The sequence below is a fragment of the Erythrobacter fulvus genome, assembly GCF_028595285.1.
Classification (GTDB): Bacteria; Pseudomonadota; Alphaproteobacteria; order Sphingomonadales; family Sphingomonadaceae; genus Erythrobacter; species Erythrobacter fulvus.
This window is the reverse complement of record NZ_JAQQXQ010000006.1, coordinates 33,076-50,359: the sequence shown is the minus strand read 5'-3', so window position 1 is coordinate 50,359 and position 17,284 is coordinate 33,076. Positions and strand designations below refer to the sequence as shown.

General features: G+C 65.2%; 16 protein-coding genes and 1 tRNA gene. 9 read left to right on the top strand and 8 right to left on the bottom strand.

Going from position 1 to position 17,284, the window contains the following annotated elements:
- Positions 1-12 precede the first annotated feature (12 nt).
- Together hisC and OIK40_RS08985 are read left to right on the top strand one after the other, a co-directional pair.
- Positions 13-1,113: a histidinol-phosphate transaminase gene (gene hisC / locus OIK40_RS08990; protein WP_273677957.1), complete on the top strand. Its 1,101-nt coding sequence runs from the start codon at positions 13-15 to the stop codon at positions 1,111-1,113.
- Positions 1,110-2,018 (top strand): prephenate/arogenate dehydrogenase family protein, encoded by a 909-nt coding sequence (locus OIK40_RS08985; RefSeq protein ID WP_273677955.1) that lies wholly within the window; start codon positions 1,110-1,112, stop codon positions 2,016-2,018. The genes hisC and OIK40_RS08985 overlap by 4 nt, the downstream gene beginning before the upstream one ends.
- Before the next feature lie 1,457 nt (positions 2,019-3,475).
- Here the strand turns inward: OIK40_RS08985 and OIK40_RS08980 are convergent.
- Genes OIK40_RS08980 through ftsE form a run of 4 tightly spaced genes read right to left on the bottom strand, consistent with a single transcriptional unit; the run spans position 3,476 to position 6,387 of the window.
- The gene (locus OIK40_RS08980) at positions 3,476-4,168 is read right to left on the bottom strand and encodes a lysophospholipid acyltransferase family protein (RefSeq protein ID WP_273677953.1); all 693 of its coding nucleotides are present in this window, start codon (positions 4,166-4,168) and stop codon (positions 3,476-3,478) included.
- Entirely contained in the window at positions 4,165-4,698 is a 534-nt protein-coding gene (locus OIK40_RS08975; RefSeq protein WP_273677952.1) for a YdcF family protein, read from the bottom strand. The genes OIK40_RS08980 and OIK40_RS08975 overlap by 4 nt, the downstream gene beginning before the upstream one ends.
- 10 nt (positions 4,699-4,708) lie before the next feature.
- Positions 4,709-5,644 carry a cell division protein FtsX gene (locus OIK40_RS08970; RefSeq protein WP_273677950.1) on the bottom strand — a complete coding sequence of 312 codons (936 nt, stop codon included), beginning with the start codon at positions 5,642-5,644 and terminating at the stop codon, positions 4,709-4,711.
- Complete coding sequence (ftsE, locus tag OIK40_RS08965) at positions 5,641-6,387, bottom strand: cell division ATP-binding protein FtsE (RefSeq protein WP_273677948.1); 747 nt, start codon at positions 6,385-6,387, stop codon at positions 5,641-5,643. Before ftsE ends, OIK40_RS08970 begins: the two co-directional genes overlap by 4 nt.
- 73 nt (positions 6,388-6,460) lie before the next feature.
- Between ftsE and OIK40_RS08960 the strand changes: the two genes are divergently transcribed.
- Together OIK40_RS08960 and OIK40_RS08955 are read left to right on the top strand one after the other, a co-directional pair.
- On the top strand, positions 6,461-7,525 hold the full coding sequence (locus OIK40_RS08960; RefSeq protein WP_273677946.1) for a zinc-ribbon domain-containing protein: 1,065 nt from the start codon (positions 6,461-6,463) through the stop codon (positions 7,523-7,525).
- A gap of 143 nt (positions 7,526-7,668) precedes the next feature.
- Positions 7,669-7,755: transfer RNA gene (locus tag OIK40_RS08955), tRNA-Leu, on the top strand.
- A gap of 192 nt (positions 7,756-7,947) precedes the next feature.
- Here OIK40_RS08955 and OIK40_RS08950 read toward each other — a convergent pair.
- The 3 genes from OIK40_RS08950 to OIK40_RS08940 are packed head-to-tail and all read right to left on the bottom strand — an operon-like array spanning position 7,948 to position 10,486.
- Complete coding sequence (locus OIK40_RS08950) at positions 7,948-9,582, bottom strand: recombinase family protein (protein WP_273677945.1); 1,635 nt, start codon at positions 9,580-9,582, stop codon at positions 7,948-7,950.
- Positions 9,579-10,010: a DUF2924 domain-containing protein gene (locus OIK40_RS08945; RefSeq protein WP_273677943.1), complete on the bottom strand. Its 432-nt coding sequence runs from the start codon at positions 10,008-10,010 to the stop codon at positions 9,579-9,581. The genes OIK40_RS08950 and OIK40_RS08945 overlap by 4 nt, the downstream gene beginning before the upstream one ends.
- Complete coding sequence (locus OIK40_RS08940) at positions 10,010-10,486, bottom strand: DUF3489 domain-containing protein (RefSeq protein ID WP_273677941.1); 477 nt, start codon at positions 10,484-10,486, stop codon at positions 10,010-10,012. The genes OIK40_RS08945 and OIK40_RS08940 overlap by 1 nt, the downstream gene beginning before the upstream one ends.
- Positions 10,487-10,912: 426 nt before the next feature.
- Between OIK40_RS08940 and OIK40_RS08935 the strand changes: the two genes are divergently transcribed.
- From OIK40_RS08935 to OIK40_RS08915, 5 genes are all read left to right on the top strand, one after another.
- Positions 10,913-11,362, top strand: coding sequence for an RrF2 family transcriptional regulator (locus OIK40_RS08935; RefSeq protein WP_273677939.1), 450 nt, complete (start codon positions 10,913-10,915; stop codon positions 11,360-11,362).
- Positions 11,363-11,494: 132 nt separating this feature from the next.
- On the top strand, positions 11,495-11,662 hold the full coding sequence (locus tag OIK40_RS08930; protein ID WP_273677937.1) for a YezD family protein: 168 nt from the start codon (positions 11,495-11,497) through the stop codon (positions 11,660-11,662).
- Positions 11,663-11,747: 85 nt separating this feature from the next.
- Positions 11,748-14,195, top strand: coding sequence for a TonB-dependent receptor (locus tag OIK40_RS08925; protein ID WP_273677935.1), 2,448 nt, complete (start codon positions 11,748-11,750; stop codon positions 14,193-14,195).
- Between the two features lie 29 nt (positions 14,196-14,224).
- A complete protein-coding gene (locus OIK40_RS08920; protein ID WP_273677933.1) occupies positions 14,225-14,998 on the top strand; it encodes a sulfite exporter TauE/SafE family protein in 774 nt (257 codons plus the stop codon).
- Positions 14,999-15,037: 39 nt separating this feature from the next.
- Positions 15,038-15,841 (top strand): lipid II flippase Amj family protein, encoded by an 804-nt coding sequence (locus tag OIK40_RS08915; RefSeq protein WP_273677931.1) that lies wholly within the window; start codon positions 15,038-15,040, stop codon positions 15,839-15,841.
- Here OIK40_RS08915 and chrA read toward each other — a convergent pair.
- Positions 15,838-17,142 carry a chromate efflux transporter gene (gene chrA / locus OIK40_RS08910; protein WP_273678161.1) on the bottom strand — a complete coding sequence of 435 codons (1,305 nt, stop codon included), beginning with the start codon at positions 17,140-17,142 and terminating at the stop codon, positions 15,838-15,840. The two genes, OIK40_RS08915 and chrA, sit on opposite strands and share 4 nt — an antisense overlap.
- Positions 17,143-17,284 lie beyond the last annotated feature (142 nt).

Sequence of the window (17,284 nt, the reverse complement as noted above, 5' to 3'; positions counted from 1 at the left end):
CGCGCCTGTCCCATGAACGCGCCCCAACCAAAGCCCTGGATCCTCGGCATCCACGCCTACCAGCCCGGCAAGTCCAAGTCGGCGAGCGGCAAGCCGCTGGTCAAGCTGTCGGCCAACGAGAACCCGCTCGGCTCAAGTCCGGCAGCACTGGCCGCGCTGGCAGCGGCCCGCAGCGAGGCAGCGACCTATCCCGATCCGGATTCCCGCGACCTGCGCGAAGCGATCGCAAGCCTGTACGGGCTCAATCCGGCGCGGGTGGTGTGCGGCACCGGTTCGGACGAATTGCTCAATCTCGCCGCGCAAGGCTTTGCCGGGCCGGGGGACGAGGTGCTGTTCAGCCGCTTCTCCTTCGCGGTCTACGACATTGCCGCGCGGCGCTGCGGAGCCACCCCGGTGGAAGCGCCCGACACCGACCTTGCCACCGATGTCGACGCGCTGCTGGCCAACGTCACAAATCGCACGCGGGTGGTGTTCCTCGCCAATCCGAACAATCCGACCGGTACCTTCCTGCCCCCGTCCGAAGTCGCGCGGCTACATGCGGGGCTTCCATCCGACGTGCTGCTGGTGGTGGACGAGGCTTATGGCGAATATGTCGATCCGGCCCTCCAGACCGCCGCCTTCGAACTCGCCGCGGCGCATGATAACGTGCTGGTGACGCGCACTTTCTCCAAGATCTACGGGCTCGCGGCCGAACGCATCGGCTGGGGCACAGGCGCGCCCGGGCTGATCGACGTTCTCAACCGCATCCGCGGCCCGTTCAACGTTACTGTCAGCGGCCAGAAGGCGGCGCTCGCCGCGCTGGGCGATCAGGCCTTCGTTGCCGCCGCCCGCGAACACAACGCTGCCGAGCGCGCGCGGCTGGCCGAGGCAGTGGCGGCGCTGGGCAATCACGGCCTTTCCTTCACGCCGAGCGAGGCCAATTTCCTGCTCGTCCATTTCCAGGGCGAGGTATCGGCAAGCGCCGCACTCGAAGCGCTGGCTGAGGCGGGCTACGCGGTGCGTCACCTGCCGGGGCAGGGGCTGCCGGATAGCCTTCGCATCACCATCGGCAAGTCGGACGACATGACCCGCGTGATCGCTTGCCTGCGGACCCTGTGCGGGGAAGCGGCATGACGATAGCCCGCGTCGCGATCATCGGTCTCGGCCTGCTGGGCGGCTCGATCGGGCTGGCGACCAAGGCGCGCGGCCTGCCCATCGCCACCACCGGTTGGGACCGCGATGCCTCCGTGCGTCAGCGGGCCGCCGCGCGCGGGCTGGTGGATCAGGTGTGCGAGCGTGCCGAAGACGCGGTCGCCGAAGCCGATCTCGTGATACTGTGCGTCCCCGTCGGCGCGATGGGCGATGCGGCGCGGGCGATTGCGCCGGGTCTCGCCCCGCACGCGATCATCAGCGATGTCGGCTCGTCCAAAGAGGCCGTGGCCGAGGCGCTGGCGCAGGCGCTGCCCGGGGCCACCATCATCCCCGCCCACCCGGTTGCGGGGACCGAGCAGAGCGGGCCGGAGGCAGGCTTTGCCACGCTGTTTGCGGGCCGCTGGTGCATCATCACGCCGCCCGATGGTGCCGATCCGGCTGCGATCGCGGCGCTTTCGGACTTCTGGACGCAGCTCGGCTCGAAGGTCGAACTGATGGACGCCGCGCACCATGATCTGGTGCTGGCCGTCACCAGCCACATCCCGCACCTTATCGCCTACACCATCGTCGGCACCGCGAGCGATCTGGAGGACGTCACCCAGAGCGAGGTGATCAAGTATTCCGCCGGCGGCTTCCGCGATTTCACCCGCATCGCCGCATCCGATCCGGTGATGTGGCGCGACGTGTTCCTGACCAACAAAGGCGCGGTGCTGGAAATGCTCGGCCGCTTCACCGAGGATCTGACCGCCCTCCAACGCGCGATCCGTTCGGGCGACGGGGATACCCTGTTCGATCTCTTCACCCGAACCCGCACCATCCGCCGCGCGGTGATCGAACAAGGCCAGGACGACGAACGCCCCGACTTCGGGCGCGAGCACGGCGAGTAGTGGAACGGCCCGCTTTCAGCTTCGGAACAGGCCGCGCAACAAAATAACAAAGTATACAAAGGTGACACCGTGTCGCCTTTATGTGCGCCTATTTTCCCTTTCTTTTCCAATGTGTTGAATTTCTGGAGCAGACCGGACGAACACCGGGGGCGCAGGCAGAAAATCCCCCGGCAAGCTGGCAGTGGGATCAGACGATGCGAAAGAGCCGGGCCAATGCTACGTTTCCGGTCGCCTGTAGGAAACGGCGGCTATCGCCCCGCTCGCGCCAAAAGCTGCCGTTCGGGAAGCGACCCCGTTGCAGACGTATGCTCAAATTTCTGATACGAGACAATCTGAACGAAAGAGGCACAATTGGCTAAATTTACTGCCCTTGCCGACTATTGTCGCAAGCAATCGCTAAGAGAGTTCGAGCTCTCCTTCCTCAAGATCGAGTCGATCATAGGCAGTAAGCTCCCCCACAGCGCTCTGCGCCCGCAATACTGGGCGAACGTGGTTGACGGGACAGGCCCTGTCCGCACGGCGATGAAGAATACGCCTTACGAGACATTCCTCGTCGCAGGGTCGCGGCGCGTTCGATTCGAGCGGAAGTTTTAATCTACGTTACGAAAGTAGCTGATTGAGCAGTTGCGCGCCGACTACGAGCATGGCGAAGCCGAGGAACAGTCCGACGACAAGGCCGATAACAACGGCGCAGCCGAATTTCAGCATCAGGCTGCGCCTTGCTTATTCCACGGGGGCCGGATCAAACGGATGAGCCCTGTTTCCAATCCAGCCGGACCGTCTACCGGCAATGCGTTCCATTCAAGATTAGGCGGGCAGGCTACACAAACCTCGACCTTGTCTCCCTTGGCGAGGGTAGCCAGTATCAAGCTCTTTACGCGCGCGCTCGTTCTTTGCCTCTCGTGACCGTAAACGTAATGCCCTAATCTCGTTCGCAATGCTCCTCGGGTCAGGCCGATATATGCGATCGTGTCATTGACGGCGAAAGCGTAGACACCCGGCTTGGTCGGCGCATGGTCGGAGTATTCGAAAGCATCGTCAGCTGTTAGGCGGCATGAGCCGACCATCTCGAAACCTGCCTGGAGCAATCGGCTTACCGGCCAGGGTTCGGAAGGTTTGAACTTCGGAGCTTTTGAGGATCGCGGAAGATCGTTCCGCGTGCCCGTTTCGATGCCGGATCGAACCAGAACGTTTCTCACGTGCTGATACCGGATTTCCAGAAAGTCAGCTATCTCGGTTCGCGAATATCCCGCAGCCCCGAGCGCCCGAATCTTTGCAGACTTCGTTGGCAGTCCTTCGACTACAGTTTCAGGTGGTGGCCTTCCCATTCCGATATGGTGACACAGCGGTAGTTCTTCTGACTAGGCACTTTTTCTCTGACAACTCTGTCCGCCTACCACCCACCTCCAGCCATTCGCCCAGCAACCCGCATCGCCCGAAAGCTGTCGCCCGCCGCCCTACCCGTTCAGCGCGTTGATCGCTTCATGCACCCGCGCTTCGACTTCGTCGCGGGGGAGGCCTGCGGGGATCGTCTCGCCGACCTTGTAGGTGATCTGTCCCGGGCGTTTCACCAGCCGGTGATAGCTCGGCCCGCTATTCACCGCGACCGGCACCACCGGCAGGCCCAGCAGCTTGTAGAGCCCGGCGAACCCGGCCTGTAGCGGCGGGCGCGTGCCGTGGGGGACGCGGGTGCCTTCGGGAAAGATCACCAGCGGGCGCCCGGCATCGGCCCTTTTCTTCGCGCTCGCGATCATCGCCCGCAGCGCCCGCGCACCCTGGTCGCGGGCCACGGGGATCAGGCCGTAGACCTGCGCCGAATAGCCCCAGCCCGGAATGCGGAACAGTTCCTGCTTGGCGAATACGGCGGGGAAGGCGAACAGGCGCGGCATGTCGATCGCCTCGAAAAAGCTTTCGTGCTTGATCGCCACCAGCACCGGCCCTTGCGGAAGCGCACCGTCGAGCACCACCGCGATCCCCAGCAGGTTTTCAACGCACCACAGGTGCCAGCGGCCCCATGCCGCGACCACGGGCCGCAGCCATGCACGCTGCACCAGCACCGCCGCAACCGAGGCAACCACCAGCAGCGCGCTGCCCGTGTAGAACAGCAGGTAAAAGGCGAGCGAACGCAGCGCGGCGAGCAGCGTGCTCACAGATCCGCCAGTCCCGCCGCGCGGCTGGCGAGCAGCTTGTGATATTCGAGGAACAGCGTGCCCAGACCGGGCTGCGAGGGCACGGCATCGCGGATCACGGTGACATTTTCGGGCAGCACGCGGTCAAGCTCGCCCGCGGCGCGGCGCATGTGCCAGTCGGTGGTCACAAGCCGCAGCGAACGCACCTCGTTCTGCGCCACCCACTTGGCGGTTTCGGCGGCATTGGAACGCGTGTCGACTGCCGCAAAGCCGAGCGTGATGCAGCATTCCATCTCTTCGGAAGAAACGCCGAATTCGGCCGCGAACTCACCCGGTTTGACTTCGGGATCGACGCCGCTGACCAGCATCCGGCCCGCAAGGCCCTGATCGAGGACTTCCAGCCCGCGCGCGATCCGGCCCGCGCCGCCGGTGGGCACGATCACGGCGTCGGTCTTCACGCTTTCCCCGGCGGGCTGCGGCAATGCGACCACGAACCACAGGAAGCCGATGGCCCAGACGAGAAACAGTACGGAGAGGATGCGGCGGATCATGGCGCGCGGGCTAAAGCATGTCGCGCAGGGCCAGCGCAATGGTCATGCGCGCGGTCGCCAGCGCCAGCAGCACGCCGGCCAGCGGAATGGCGGCGATCACCAGCCAGTCGGCGGCGTCCAGCCCGCCGCCGCCCGCCATGCCGGAATCGAGCGCGGCGAATTGCTGCCCCAGCATCCACACCGCCGCCAGCCCCAGCAGCGTGCCCAGCAGCGCGCCGAAGGCCGCCTCACGCAGAACCGTCTTCAGAAACAGCATGGTGATCTGGCCGTCGGTCCCGCCCAGCAGGTGGATGATCTCCACCGTTTCGCGATGCTGGGCGAGCGCATTGCGCGATGCCAGCCACACCGCCGCCGCGGTTGCCAACGCGATCAGGGCGATCAACCCCAGCGCCAGCCACTGCAGCGCCGCCAGTGCACGGTAGACCGGGCGCAGCCAGTCGCTTTGCGCATCGACCCGCGCGCCGGGCACCTTCGCTTCCAGCGCGGCCGTGATCGCGGCGATATCGGCCGGTGCGGCGCGGCGGGAAAGTTCGACATCGACCAGCACGGGGATCGGCACGTCCCCGCTGGTCGCGCCTTCACCCAGCCATGGTTCCAGCAGCGCGGCAAGTTCATCCTGCGGCACCAGTCGCACCGCACGGACAAGGTCGATGCCCTTCAGCACTGCGACGGTTTCCTGCCCGCGCTGGTCGCGCAAATCGGGGTTGGCCTCGATCACCTGCACCGTGATGGCGGCAGCAAGATCGGTCCGGGCATTGTCGGCGAGGTTGCGCAGCGCCAGTCCGCCGGCGGCGGCGATCACCACCAGCGCGATGAGGATGGCGATCACCCACGGGATCAGCCCGCCGATGCGCGCCTGCGGCAGCAACCGTGCACCGCGCGCGGCAGAACCGGGACCGGCGACGGGATTCTCGTCCGGAGATTCGGGGAGCGGCGGCGTGTTCATCCCGCAGCATCCGCAGCCGGAGCCGAAGGCGCAGGGCGCGGAGGATAGCGCAGCGCCCCGGTGGGATCGGACAACTGCCCCTTGTTGAGCCGCATGATCAGCGAATCTGGCACTTTCTTGAGCAGGTGCACATCGTGGGTCGCCACCACCACCGTGGTGCCCACACGGTTGTTCAGCGCCTCGAACAGCCGCAGCAGCTTCAGCGCCATTTCGGGATCGACGTTGCCGGTCGGCTCGTCGGCGATCAGCATGCGCGGCCGCGCGATCACCGCACGGGCGATGGCGACGCGCTGCTGCTCGCCGCCCGACATGGTCGCCGGGATCGCCTGCGCGCGGTGGGCCAGGCCGACCCATTCGAGCATGTCGGACACGGCCTTCACCACCTTCGCCTCGTCCGCGCCGGACAGTCGCAGCGGCAGCGCGACGTTGTCGAAGGCGGTGAGGTGCGGCACCAGCCGGAAGTTCTGGAACACCACCCCCAGCCGCCGCCGCAGATCGGGCAGCCGTTCGCGCGGCATGGTGATGAGATCCTGTCCGAACATCCGGATCGCCCCGCGCGAAGGCCTCTGGGCGAGGTAGAGCAGTTTCAGAAGGCTGGTCTTGCCTGCGCCGCTTGCCCCGGTGAGAAAGTAGAAACTGCCGGGGTAAAGCGTGAAGGACAGGTTGCTCAGCACCTCGGGATCGGTGCCGTAACGCAGCCCGACATTGTCAAATTTCACGATTTCGCCGCCGCGCTCGATCATCGGGCGCACCTATCAGCCGTGCGTGGCGGGGGGAAGTCGAACATCACAAGAAGGGCTATAGAGAGCGTGCAATGTGGAAAAAAGCGCCGATTCGCCCCGCTTCGGCACGCCGGGTCTTGTGCAGCCCACCGCGAGGACTATTGCCTTTCACTCAATGATCATCGCCTGCCCCGCCTGCAACACGCGCTATGCTGTGCCGGATACCGCCATCGGCAACGAAGGCCGGACCGTCCGCTGCGCCAAGTGCAAGCACAGCTGGTTTCAGGAACCGCCCGAACTGGAGCTGACGCAGCCGGTTGCACCAACACCTGCGCCGGCACAGCCCGCACCGCCACCTGCCGCAGCGCCGGAAGCGCCGTCCGGGCAGCAGCCGGAAGCGGGGCCTGCCCCCGCGGCGAGCGCCGACAGGCCGGCACCGTCGCAAACCGGCACTGCCGGGCCCTCCGTCAGCCACTGGCGCACCGCCAATCGTCCCGACGCCGCACCCGCAACCGAGGAGGAGGCACCGATCTCCGCCCGCGCCCTGCGTCGCGGCCTCGCCCAGCGCGCACAGGAAGATCGGCCCGAACCGGCCCCGGCCGACGAGCCGCCCCCGCCGATCGCCAGCACTGCCCGACCCTCGTTCGAAGAGCCCGAACCGCCCTTCGAAGACGAAGTCGCGGATGACGAGGACGTTTCGCAGTTCGACTATCGCGCGCCTTTCACCCGGCGGCGCAACACGCTGAAGATGTGGACCATCGCGGCGGCCATCTTCGCGGCACTGGCAGCCGGGACGATTCTGGCGGTCAACACCTATGGTCTGCCCGACTGGGTGCCGTTCAGCCGCCCGACATTCGGGATCGGCAAGCCCGGGCTGGAGCTCGATTTCCCCGACACCGAGCAGCGCAGCGAGACGCTGGCCAATGGCGAGAAGATCTTCCGCGTGCGCGGCTCGATCAACAACACCTCGCGCGATACGCTGACCGTGCCCAATCTGCTGGTGGTGTTCATCGACGCCCGGGAACGGCCGGTGGGCGACTGGGTGGTGGTTCCCGCCAAGCGCGAGCTTGCCCCGGGCGAGAGCATCAACGTCACCGAAGCCATCGCCAATATCCCGCCCGGAGCCACCGAGGCCGATCTGGGCTGGGCACCCAACTGACAGCACCGCGCAGAGCGTGAACAGCGGCTTTTTCGCCTGCCATTCATTCGCTCTCTTCAAAGAGCTTGCGCGGGGCAAAACCCCTTGCTAGGGGCGCGCTCCTACCGCGGGGCCAGCACGTTGCTGCCCCGGCAAACCCGAGTGCGGTCGTGGCGGAACTGGTAGACGCGCAACGTTGAGGTCGTTGTGGCCGAAAGGCCGTGGAAGTTCGAGTCTTCTCGACCGCACCAAACAGTCTCTCCCGAAATCAAGAATTGGCCTTCGGGCACACCGTGTCCAGAGAATTGCGCAGTTCTGCGGGATTTCGTCGATGGCAGGTGCCTGCGGTGCGTCAGAGCACGCAGAAAGAGCCGGATGTCCCGGCCCTTTTCTCCCCATATCTCTGTCCAGAAAAAACTGACCGCAAGTCCGGTCGCGCTGCATCAGGCAGCGAACCCCAGCATCTGCTCCTGCGCCCGCCAGCAAAGGGGAAGATCCGCCTCGAGCAGGGTTCGGCGATCGAGCCGAGCGGGCTGGCGCCCGTCGATGATCGCTTCGACAATCCGAGGGCTCAGCCATGAAAGCCGGAACAGCTTGCCAAGCTGCGTGCGGCAGCGCCCCTCGCGCTTGCCGAGCTGGTTGAGGCTGAGCTCAGGCGAAGCGAGAACCAGCTCTCGAACTTCCATCGCCTCGGCGATCAGGCCGACCAGCTTGCGATCGATCTGATCAGTGGCAGCGGTAGTGTCGATGCGCAACTTCGCCTCGCGGAACGGCTTGGGCTCGGGAAGCGACAGTTCGAGCGGCGCCTCACCGATCGACCCAAGCGCCACCAGGTTGATGCTGAGGCGCAAGTTGCTCGTCCCAAACGCGATGCTGGCAATCAACGCCCGGACGGTCTCATCGCGGGTCGCAGGATGCTGCAGTTCCAATCTGCGCAGCCTTGCCGCCTCGAACAATGCTGTCAGTTGGCTCGCTTCCTCCAGATCGGTCAGGCGCCGCAACGCATGCTCATCGTCGAGGAGGGTAGTCAGGTGAGTGACGATATGCCGCTCAATACTGGACTGCGCGATGCGGGTTGGCGGGGTGGCATCCGGCTTGGCGGCGAGGTCCTTCCGGGTCTCGTAATAGGCGTAACGGCGCGTCCCCTTCTTCGTGTACGTCGGGACCATCGGACGACCCTCGGGATCGATCAGCAGACCACGCAGCATCGCCTCTTGCGGATCATTGCTCTTGCGCTTGCGAGGCGGTGCCTTCTGCTCCAGCCGCGCCTGCACCGCATCCCACAGCGCCTCGTCGACGATCGCCTCGTGTTCGCCATCGTAGACCTTTCCCTTGTGCACGATCTTGCCACGGTAGATCGGGTTGGAGAGCAGATGGAACAGACTGCCTCGCTTGAACGGAATGCCGCCGCGGTGCGGTCCGCTGGTGCGCTGCTGGACCTTGGTCCTGATCCCTTCCGCCTCCAGCTCAGCGATCAGCTGGTTGGCCGAGGTCGAGGCGATGAAGCGCCGCATGATCTCCCGTACCCGCTCGGCTTCCTCGGGGACCGGCACCAGCTTGCGTTCAACCACTTGATAGCCGAGCGGCACCGGGCCTCCCATCCACAGCCCCTTCTTCTTGGAGGCAGCGATCTTGTCACGGATACGCTCGCCGGTGACCTCGCGCTCGAACTGGGCGAAGCTCAGCAGGACATTGAGGGTGAGGCGCCCCATGCTGGTGGTGGTGTTGAACGCCTGCGTGACGCTCACGAAGCTGGCTTGCTTCGCATCCAGCCGTTCGACGATCTTGGCGAAGTCGGCAAGACTTCGGGTCAGCCGGTCGACCTTGTAGACCACGATCACATCCACCAGACCGGCATCGATATCGGCGAGCAGCGCCTTGAGACCGGGTCGCTCTATATTGCCGCCCGAGAACCCGCCGTCGTCGTAGTGGTTCGGAACCAGCGACCAGCCCTCGTGACGCTGGCTCAGGATATAGGCGTCGCAAGCCTCGCGCTGGGCGTCGAGGCTGTTGAACTCCTGCTCCAGACCATCCTCAGTCGACTTGCGTGTGTAGACCGCACAGCGCAGCGGTTTCATGCGGCATTTCCGGTCAGGCCGAAGAACCTCGGCCCGTTGCGGTGGGTGCCGGTGATCGCCTTGGCGATGGCGGTCAACGAGCGCCACGTGCGCCCGTCGTACTCGAAGCCCTCGTCCAGCACGGTCACGGTGTGGCCAGCTCCGTGCCAGTCGCGGACCAGCCGCGTGCCGGGCGTGAGGCGGCGCAGTGGTGCTGCAGTGGCATTGTCCTGTTGGGCTATCGCCACGGCCTGCCGCAGGAGCCGTTTGCTCTCGCGGCTGAGCCCGCCCTGCTTCTTCTCCTGTAGCCTGTAGGCGATGCCGAGCCGGAGCAGGTCGGGTGTCACCGAGGGTGCGGGCGCGCCATGAAAGCGCGCCCACTCTTCCTTCAGCTCCAACGATCCGAGTTGCTCAAGCCGCTCTAGGGTCATCAATGCACGCCGGCCCATCAGTTGCTCTCCGCGACGGTCTGCTTGGCCTTGGGCGGCGATGGAGCCGACCGGTCAGGGGTAATCAGGTAAATCGACTTGCCATCCTTGTCGCTCGCCCGGATCACCTCCCTGCCCTTCTTCCTCAGTCCGGTCAGGAAAGCGCGACAGGTGTGCGCCTGCCAGCCGGTTGCCTCGGAAAGGGCCTCGAGGCTGGCGCCACCCTCTCGGGTCAGTAGCGCCTCAACGACAGAGGCTTTGGTCTTGCGCTGCTGCTCAGGCACCGCGTGGCTTGCCTCGCTGGGAGCCGACGCCGTCGCAGATGCGATGCTGCGCGCCTTCTTGTTACTGGCGAGCAATGTCGGCGGCTCGGCGGGCTTCTTATCAGCCTCTGAGGGGGCCGTCAGACGTTTCCCGGAAGTCTTCGAGGCGTTGACCGGATCCGCGCTTTCGGTGGCGGGTGCCGCTTTGGCTACCGCAGTGTTCGTGTTCGTCATGGGTAGTACTCCTGCTCGGACCAGCGACAACCGCTGCCCTCACCAGGAGAAGCCCCGATGCACCGGCGGCGTCGGGGATGCGGCGGCTCAGCGGCCGCGATTCAGTGACAGCACAAATGCTTGCGGTGCGCGGGAAGTCGAGCGCATTGCAGTTATAAAGAGGTAGTTTTTGCACCACATCGACTTAGCAACGGCCCGCTCAACCGGTGGCTGTCTGTGAGAGGGTTAGATGACCGGTTCTGGGACTTAGCCGCTGTTCCCAATCGACATTCTGAATGACCGGGTTCGCTAATACCGGTCAGTCAGCTTGGGCCGGGGTTCTGCCAAAAGCCGAAATTCAGCAACCGACCCCATAACCGCCAGTGGCATAGATCGACCTGCCCTGCACTTGACCTCATTGCCTACCGGGCGGATAGACAATCCGCGATGCTGTCCCAGAAGACCCGCTACGCGATCCGCGCGATGCAGCACCTGGCCGACCATTATGGCGAGGGGCCGGTGCAGCTAGCGGCGATTGCCGAGGCGCAGAACATCCCTGCCAAGTTCCTGACCGTGATCCTGTCCGAGCTCACTCGCTTTGGCCTTGTCGCCTCGCAGCGCGGGCGCGACGGGGGTTACTGGCTGGCGATCGCACCGGTCGACATCACCTATGGCGATCTCATCCGCCACATGCGCGGCAGCCTTGCTCTGGTGCCTTGCGCAAGCCGTTACGCCCACGAGAAGTGCAAGAACTGCGTCGAGGAAGGCGAGTGTCGCACGCGGGCGCTGATGCTCGATGTGCGCGATCGCACGGCACAGATCCTCGACGGCATCCGCCTGTCAGACAGGATCGATCCTGTCCCGCCCTTTGCCGAGGACGAGGCAAGCCGGGCCTGATTTCGGCTCGCCGCGCGAAGCCTTCTTTTCGTCGCCGAACAGAAAATCTGTCGCGGCACCCTATTGTCAAGCAATTCACTTGAGTTTAATTCCTGCGCTGCGGACAGGTTCCGCGCAAGGAAAGGCCCGACTATGGACCAAGACAGGAAACACCATGATGGTGAAGGCATTTTGCCTGACGCTCTGGCGCTTGTCAGCGAGGCGCTTTCGCGCCTGCGTTTCGGCGCGATCCAGCTCACCGTGCATGATGGCAGGGTGATGCAGATCGATGTCACCGAAAGAAAGCGGCTGAACGACTGAGCTTCGGTCGTGACCGCAACGTCAACCACAACAGGGACCCGCAGACCGGACCACCGGATGCATGCCCGCTTGAAAAGGCGAAATCATGTATCCGATTACACTCCGCAGCGTCCTGCTGCTCGGCACGGCTCTGTCCGTTGCCGCCCCCGCTCTGGCCAATCAGACCGACCCGGAAACACTGTTTTCCGAAGCAACCCAAGCCGAAGCCAGTGCCGCAGGTCAAGGCAATGACATCATCGTCACCGCCCGGCGCCGCTCCGAAAGCGCGCAGGACATTCCCCTCGCCGTGACCGTGATCGACGCCAAGCAGCTCGACGAGACCGGGGCGTTCAACGTGAACCGGCTCCAGCAGCTTGCGCCGACACTGCAATTCTATTCCTCCAACCCGCGCAACACAGCCGTGAACATCCGCGGGCTCGGCGTGCCGTTCGGCCTCACGAGCGACGGGTTCGAGCAAGGCGTGGGCATCTATATCGACGATGTCTATTACGCTCGTGTCGCCTCGGCGACCTTCGATTTCCTCGACGTCGCCCAGATCGAGGTGCTGCGCGGGCCGCAAGGGACGCTCTACGGCAAGAACACCACGGCGGGCGCGATCAACATCACCACCCGCCAGCCGACCTTCGACTTCGAGGGGCGGGCGGAGGTGTCGTTGGGCAATTTCGATTTCCGCCAAGCGCGGATGTCGCTGTCCGGCCCACTGTCCGAAACGCTAGCGGCGCGGATCGCTGTGTCCGACACCACCCGCAGCGGGACCATCACGAATGTCACCACCGGCCAGCACATCCAGAGCCTGGACAATATCGGCGTTCGCGGCCAGCTGTTGTGGGAGCCAAGCGACAACCTGCGGGTGACGCTGGTTGGGGACTACAACAAGCAGAACGCTGTGTGCTGCGGCTCGGTCTTCGTGCGGGCGGTGGCGACCCAGCGGCCGCTGGAGCGCCAGTTCGCAGCGCTCGCCGCCGCGCAGAACTATGCACCGCCGAGCACCAACCTTTTCGACCGCCTGTCCGATCTCGACGCCAGCCTCAACGCGGGCAACGTCATCGGCGGGGTGGCGCTGCGGGTGAACTGGGATGCGGGGCCTGGCACCTTCACCTCGATCACCGCATGGCGGACGTGGGACTGGAAGCCGGAGAACGACCGCGACTTCACGGGCCTCCCTATCGTTACCCTGTCGCAGAACCCTTCGCAGCAGGACCAGTATACGCAGGAGTTCCGCTACGCTTACGCGGGCGATCGCTTCGATTTCGTGGTCGGCGCCTTCGCCTTCGATCAGCGGATCGATACGCAGGGGCTGGAGGGCCAAGGCGCAGCCGCCAGTCGGTGGACGATCAATCCCTCCAATCCGCTGTCGAACGATCCCACCGTCTTGGACGGGCTCACCGCCCGCAACACACAGTTCCTGGAGAGCACCAGCCTTGCGCTGTTCGGGCAGGCCAGCTGGAAGGTGACGGACGCCTTCACCATCCAGCCCGGCGTGCGGCTCAACTACGACGAGAAACGCGGCTTTTATCGCCGCCGGGTGTTCACGGGTGACGGCACCGAGCTGTTCGGCACCGAGACCGATGCGCGCTCCCGCGCCCAACTCGGCGTCTTCCAGCCGCAGGAAAGCGCGCCCGAGGATACCGACTGGAACCTCACCTACGACCTGACGCTGAGCTACGAACTCGCGCCTGATGTGCTGGCCTATGGCACCTATGCGCGGAGCTTCAAGACGATCGGGATCAACCAGAACGGCCTGCCGACCGATACCAATGGCGTGCCGATCCAGGAGGCTGGCTCGATCCTGCCGGAGAAGGTCGATCATTTCGAGATCGGGCTGAAGACCCAGTTCTGGAACCGCCGCGCGACGCTCAACCTCGCGGCCTTCCGCACCCAGATCGAGGACTTTCAGGCGACGGTGACCAACGGCCAGTTCGGCGTGCTGCGCGGCTTCCTCGCCAATGCCGAAAAGGTCCGCTCGCAAGGCATCGAGGCCGATTTCGCGGTCCGGCCGAGCGAGCGGTTCAACGCCTATGTCAGCGGCGCCTACACGGATGCGAAGTATATCCGCTTTGTTGATGCGCCCTGCCCGGTCGAGCTGCGCGGCGGCACCACTGCGGCACCCGGCCAGACGCCGTCGCCGCCCGGAACCCCCGGCGGCATCAGCCCCGCCAATTGCGACATTTCCGGCCAGCGTCTGCCCGGCGTGTCCGAATGGGCCTTCTCCTTCGGGGCGGAGGGCAATCTGCCGGTTCGTTTCCTCGACAAGCCAGGGCAGATCTATCTCGGCTATGACGGCAGCTACCGTTCGGACTTCTTCTCCGATGCCTCGCCATCCGAGGCCACCCGGATCGGCGGCTATCACCTTTCGAACTTCCGCCTCGGCTTCCGTTCGGAGGACGGGCTGAACCTCTTCGCCTGGGTAAGGAACGCCTTCGATGAGAACTATTTCGAGCAGCTCTTCGTCGGGCCGGGCCAGACCGGACTGATCGCGGGGCTGCCCGGCGATCCGCGCACCTGGGGCGCAACCGCTTCGATCACGCTCTAGTCCTGCCCTTCGCGTAAGAGGATCACCTCATGCCCGACTTCGTCTCGCTCCTTGTCGACATCGCGCCGTTCATCGCCATCGGCATGGCCGCGCAGATGATCGACGGGGCGCTGGGCATGGCCTTCGGGGTCATCACCCAGACCCTGCTAGTCAGCGCGCTCGGCGTGCCGCCCGCCACGGCTTCGGCGAGCGTCCACCTCGTCGAACTGTTCACCACCGGCGCTTCGGGGGCGAGCCATATCTGGCACCGCAATGTCGACTGGGGGCTGTTCCGGCGGCTCGTGCCGTTCGGCGTGCTCGGCGGGGTGGCCGGTGCCTACCTGCTGTCGAGCATCGACGCCTCGGCGGCGCGGCCCTTCGTGATGCTCTATCTCGCAGGCGTGGGCCTTTACCTGCTGTGGAAGGCAATCCGCCTGTCGCGCCCGCGCTTCGAGGACCCGCGCTATACCCGCCCGCTGGCGGCGGTTGGCGGGTTTCTCGACGCGGCGGGCGGCGGTGGTTGGGGACCGGTGGTGACCTCGAACCTGCTGATACAGGGTGGCCATCCGAGAAAGGTGATCGGCACGGTCAATTCGGCCGAATTCCTGCTGACCCTGTCGATCTCGATCGCCTTCATCGCCACGCTGGGGTTTGCCGCCTTCACCCTCATCACCGTGGGCCTGATCATCGGCGGGGTGATTGCCGCGCCCTTCGGGGCCGTGCTGGCGAGCCGGGTCAAGCCGCGCGTGCTGCTGCTCGCCGTGGCGCTGGTGCTGATTGTCACCAGTGCCTTCAGCATCTATCGCGCATGGCCGATCATCTAGGGCCAATCTTTCAGGGCCGAACATCCGAAGGGCGCGGGCATGGACAACGAACTGATCCTGATTTGCGCCCTAACCGCGCTCATCAACCTGATCGGCGCGCTCGCCTATGCCGCACGGATCGCCGGTGTGCGCACCGGACGCATCGCCCTGAGCTTCGCCCTGTTCAACATCCTGCTGCTGGTCTCGCGCACCTCAAACGGGTTCCTTGGCCCCTTCCTTGCCAAGCGGATCGAAACTGGGCTGGCGAACGGCGCAGGCGAGACCCTGATTTGGGACTTGCGCCTCGTGCTGTTCTCCGCCGCGGCGGCGGTGGCGCTCGGGATCGTGCTGGTTCCGACTGGCCAGCGCCTGTTCGCGGTGGCGATCACATTCTTTCAGTCGCGCCGCTCCATCGCGCGACTGATCCTCGCAAGCATGACTCCGGCAGGCCTTGCCACCCTGCGCGATTCCATCGCCATCCCCTCGGGCGAGACGCTGCGCGGGCTGAGAAAGCCGCGCGGCGTGACCTGGTCAGTGCTGATCGCCAATGCCGCCGCGCAAGGGTTGCTGGCGGTGGGCGTGCTCGCCTCGCTCTATGCCGGCTACCTCGTGCCCGAGTTCCGCGTCACCGCCTCGCAGATGACCGCGATCGTCAACGGCTTCGCGACGATCCTGCTGTTCGCGCTGATCGACCCGCAGATCTCGGCGCTGACCGATGACGTGGTCGACGGCAGCGTGAGCGAGCCGGTCTTCCGCCGGGCGATGGTCTGGATCTCGCTCAGCCGTCTTGCTGGCACGCTGCTCGCGCAGGCGCTGCTGGTGCCGGCAGCCGTGGTGATCGCGTGGGCGGCAGGCTGGCTCTAGATCGTCAGGCCCAGCATCAATCCGCCCGCGCCGCACGCTGCGAGGATGCGCAGCACCGACCATTTCGCGCAGAAAGCAAGAAGGCAGGCTACGAGCGCCAGCGCGCCCGCGCGCCAGTCCAGGCTCGCCGGATCCGGCCAGTAGACCCGGAGCAAACCAAAGCGCCGCTCGCCGACCACCTCGAAGAGGACGTGCAGCGCGAACCAGGCGGTGAGGTTGGCGATCACCCCCACGACGGCCGCCGTCACCGCCGCAAGGCCGCCCTTGAGCCGCGTCGTCTGCCCCAGCCGGTCGATCCACGGCGCGAAGGCGAAGATCCACAGGAAGCACGGTGTAAAGGTCACCCAAGTTGTCAGTGCCGCTCCAAGCAACCCGGCGACCAGCGGCGAGAAGGGCTCCGGTGCCCGGAAGGCCGCAAGATAGCCGACGAACTGGGTCACCAGGATCAGCGGCCCAGGGGTTGTCTCGGCAAGACCGAGGCCGTCCGCCATCTCGCCCGGCCGCAGCCAGCCGAAGTCCTGCACCGCCTCCTGGGCCATATAGGCGAGCACGGCATAGGCACCCCCGAAGGTGACGATCGCAAGCTGCGAGAAGAAGGTCCCGATTTCCCACAGCACATGATCCTGCCCGAGCGTGACTGCGATCAGCACCATCGGTGCCGCCCAGACCGCGCCCCATAGCAGCACCGAAAGGATCGTGCTGCGCCATGGGCGGGCAGGAAGCGCGCCGGACACACCGCTGCTTTTCAGCGCCAGCCATTCCGGACGAAGGGCGGAAACGCCAATGCCGATCAACCCGGCGCCCAGCACGATCAGCGGGAATGGCAGGTCGAACAGAAACAGACCCGCAAAAGCGGCAAGCGCGAGTAGGCGCTTGAGCACTGTGTCGAGCGCGCGGCCCGCAATCCGCACAAGCGCCTGCACCACGATCGCCAGCACGGCGGCCTTGATGCCGAGAAACACCGCTTCCACCCAGGCGAGATCGGCGGCCATGGCATAGAGGGTCGACAGGCTAAGAATGATGATAGCACCGGGGATGACGAACAGCAGCCCCGCCGCTAGACCACCACGCCACCCATGCAGCCGCCATCCGATCCACGTGGCAAGTTGCTGGGCTTCGGGACCGGGGAGGAGATGGCAGAAATTGAGCGCGTGGAGGAAATCTTCCTCGCCGATCCATTCGCGCTCTTCAACCAGCTCGCGATGCATCAGTGCAATCTGACCCGCTGGCCCGCCAAAGCTGAGCAGGCCAATGCGCGCAAACGCCCGCAGGAGGACAGGGAAGGGAATGGAAAGGGGTATTGCCGCAGCTACCAAGTCTACCTCGTGCAATGCACCCCACCGAAAATCGGCAAGGCTACGAGGCAACGCTTGGGCTTTTCTCGGCCTGAACGGGAGGTTGCTTTGCCCCGCCAACAGCGCTTCTAGATTGCAGGGCCAGCCA

Coding starts and splice junctions, on each gene's coding strand:
- OIK40_RS08950 (WP_273677945.1), bottom strand. CDS start 9,582: ATGAAACCGCTGCGCTGTGCGGTCTACACACGCAAGTCGACTGAGGAT.
- OIK40_RS08935 (WP_273677939.1), top strand. CDS start 10,913: ATGCTGTCCCAGAAGACCCGCTACGCGATCCGCGCGATGCAGCACCTG.
- OIK40_RS08925 (WP_273677935.1), top strand. CDS start 11,748: ATGTATCCGATTACACTCCGCAGCGTCCTGCTGCTCGGCACGGCTCTG.
- OIK40_RS08975 (WP_273677952.1), bottom strand. CDS start 4,698: ATGATCCGCCGCATCCTCTCCGTACTGTTTCTCGTCTGGGCCATCGGC.
- OIK40_RS08985 (WP_273677955.1), top strand. CDS start 1,110: ATGACGATAGCCCGCGTCGCGATCATCGGTCTCGGCCTGCTGGGCGGC.
- ftsE (WP_273677948.1), bottom strand. CDS start 6,387: ATGATCGAGCGCGGCGGCGAAATCGTGAAATTTGACAATGTCGGGCTG.
- OIK40_RS08940 (WP_273677941.1), bottom strand. CDS start 10,486: ATGACGAACACGAACACTGCGGTAGCCAAAGCGGCACCCGCCACCGAA.
- OIK40_RS08930 (WP_273677937.1), top strand. CDS start 11,495: ATGGACCAAGACAGGAAACACCATGATGGTGAAGGCATTTTGCCTGAC.
- hisC (WP_273677957.1), top strand. CDS start 13: ATGAACGCGCCCCAACCAAAGCCCTGGATCCTCGGCATCCACGCCTAC.
- OIK40_RS08920 (WP_273677933.1), top strand. CDS start 14,225: ATGCCCGACTTCGTCTCGCTCCTTGTCGACATCGCGCCGTTCATCGCC.
- OIK40_RS08945 (WP_273677943.1), bottom strand. CDS start 10,010: ATGGGCCGGCGTGCATTGATGACCCTAGAGCGGCTTGAGCAACTCGGA.
- OIK40_RS08970 (WP_273677950.1), bottom strand. CDS start 5,644: ATGAACACGCCGCCGCTCCCCGAATCTCCGGACGAGAATCCCGTCGCC.
- OIK40_RS08915 (WP_273677931.1), top strand. CDS start 15,038: ATGGACAACGAACTGATCCTGATTTGCGCCCTAACCGCGCTCATCAAC.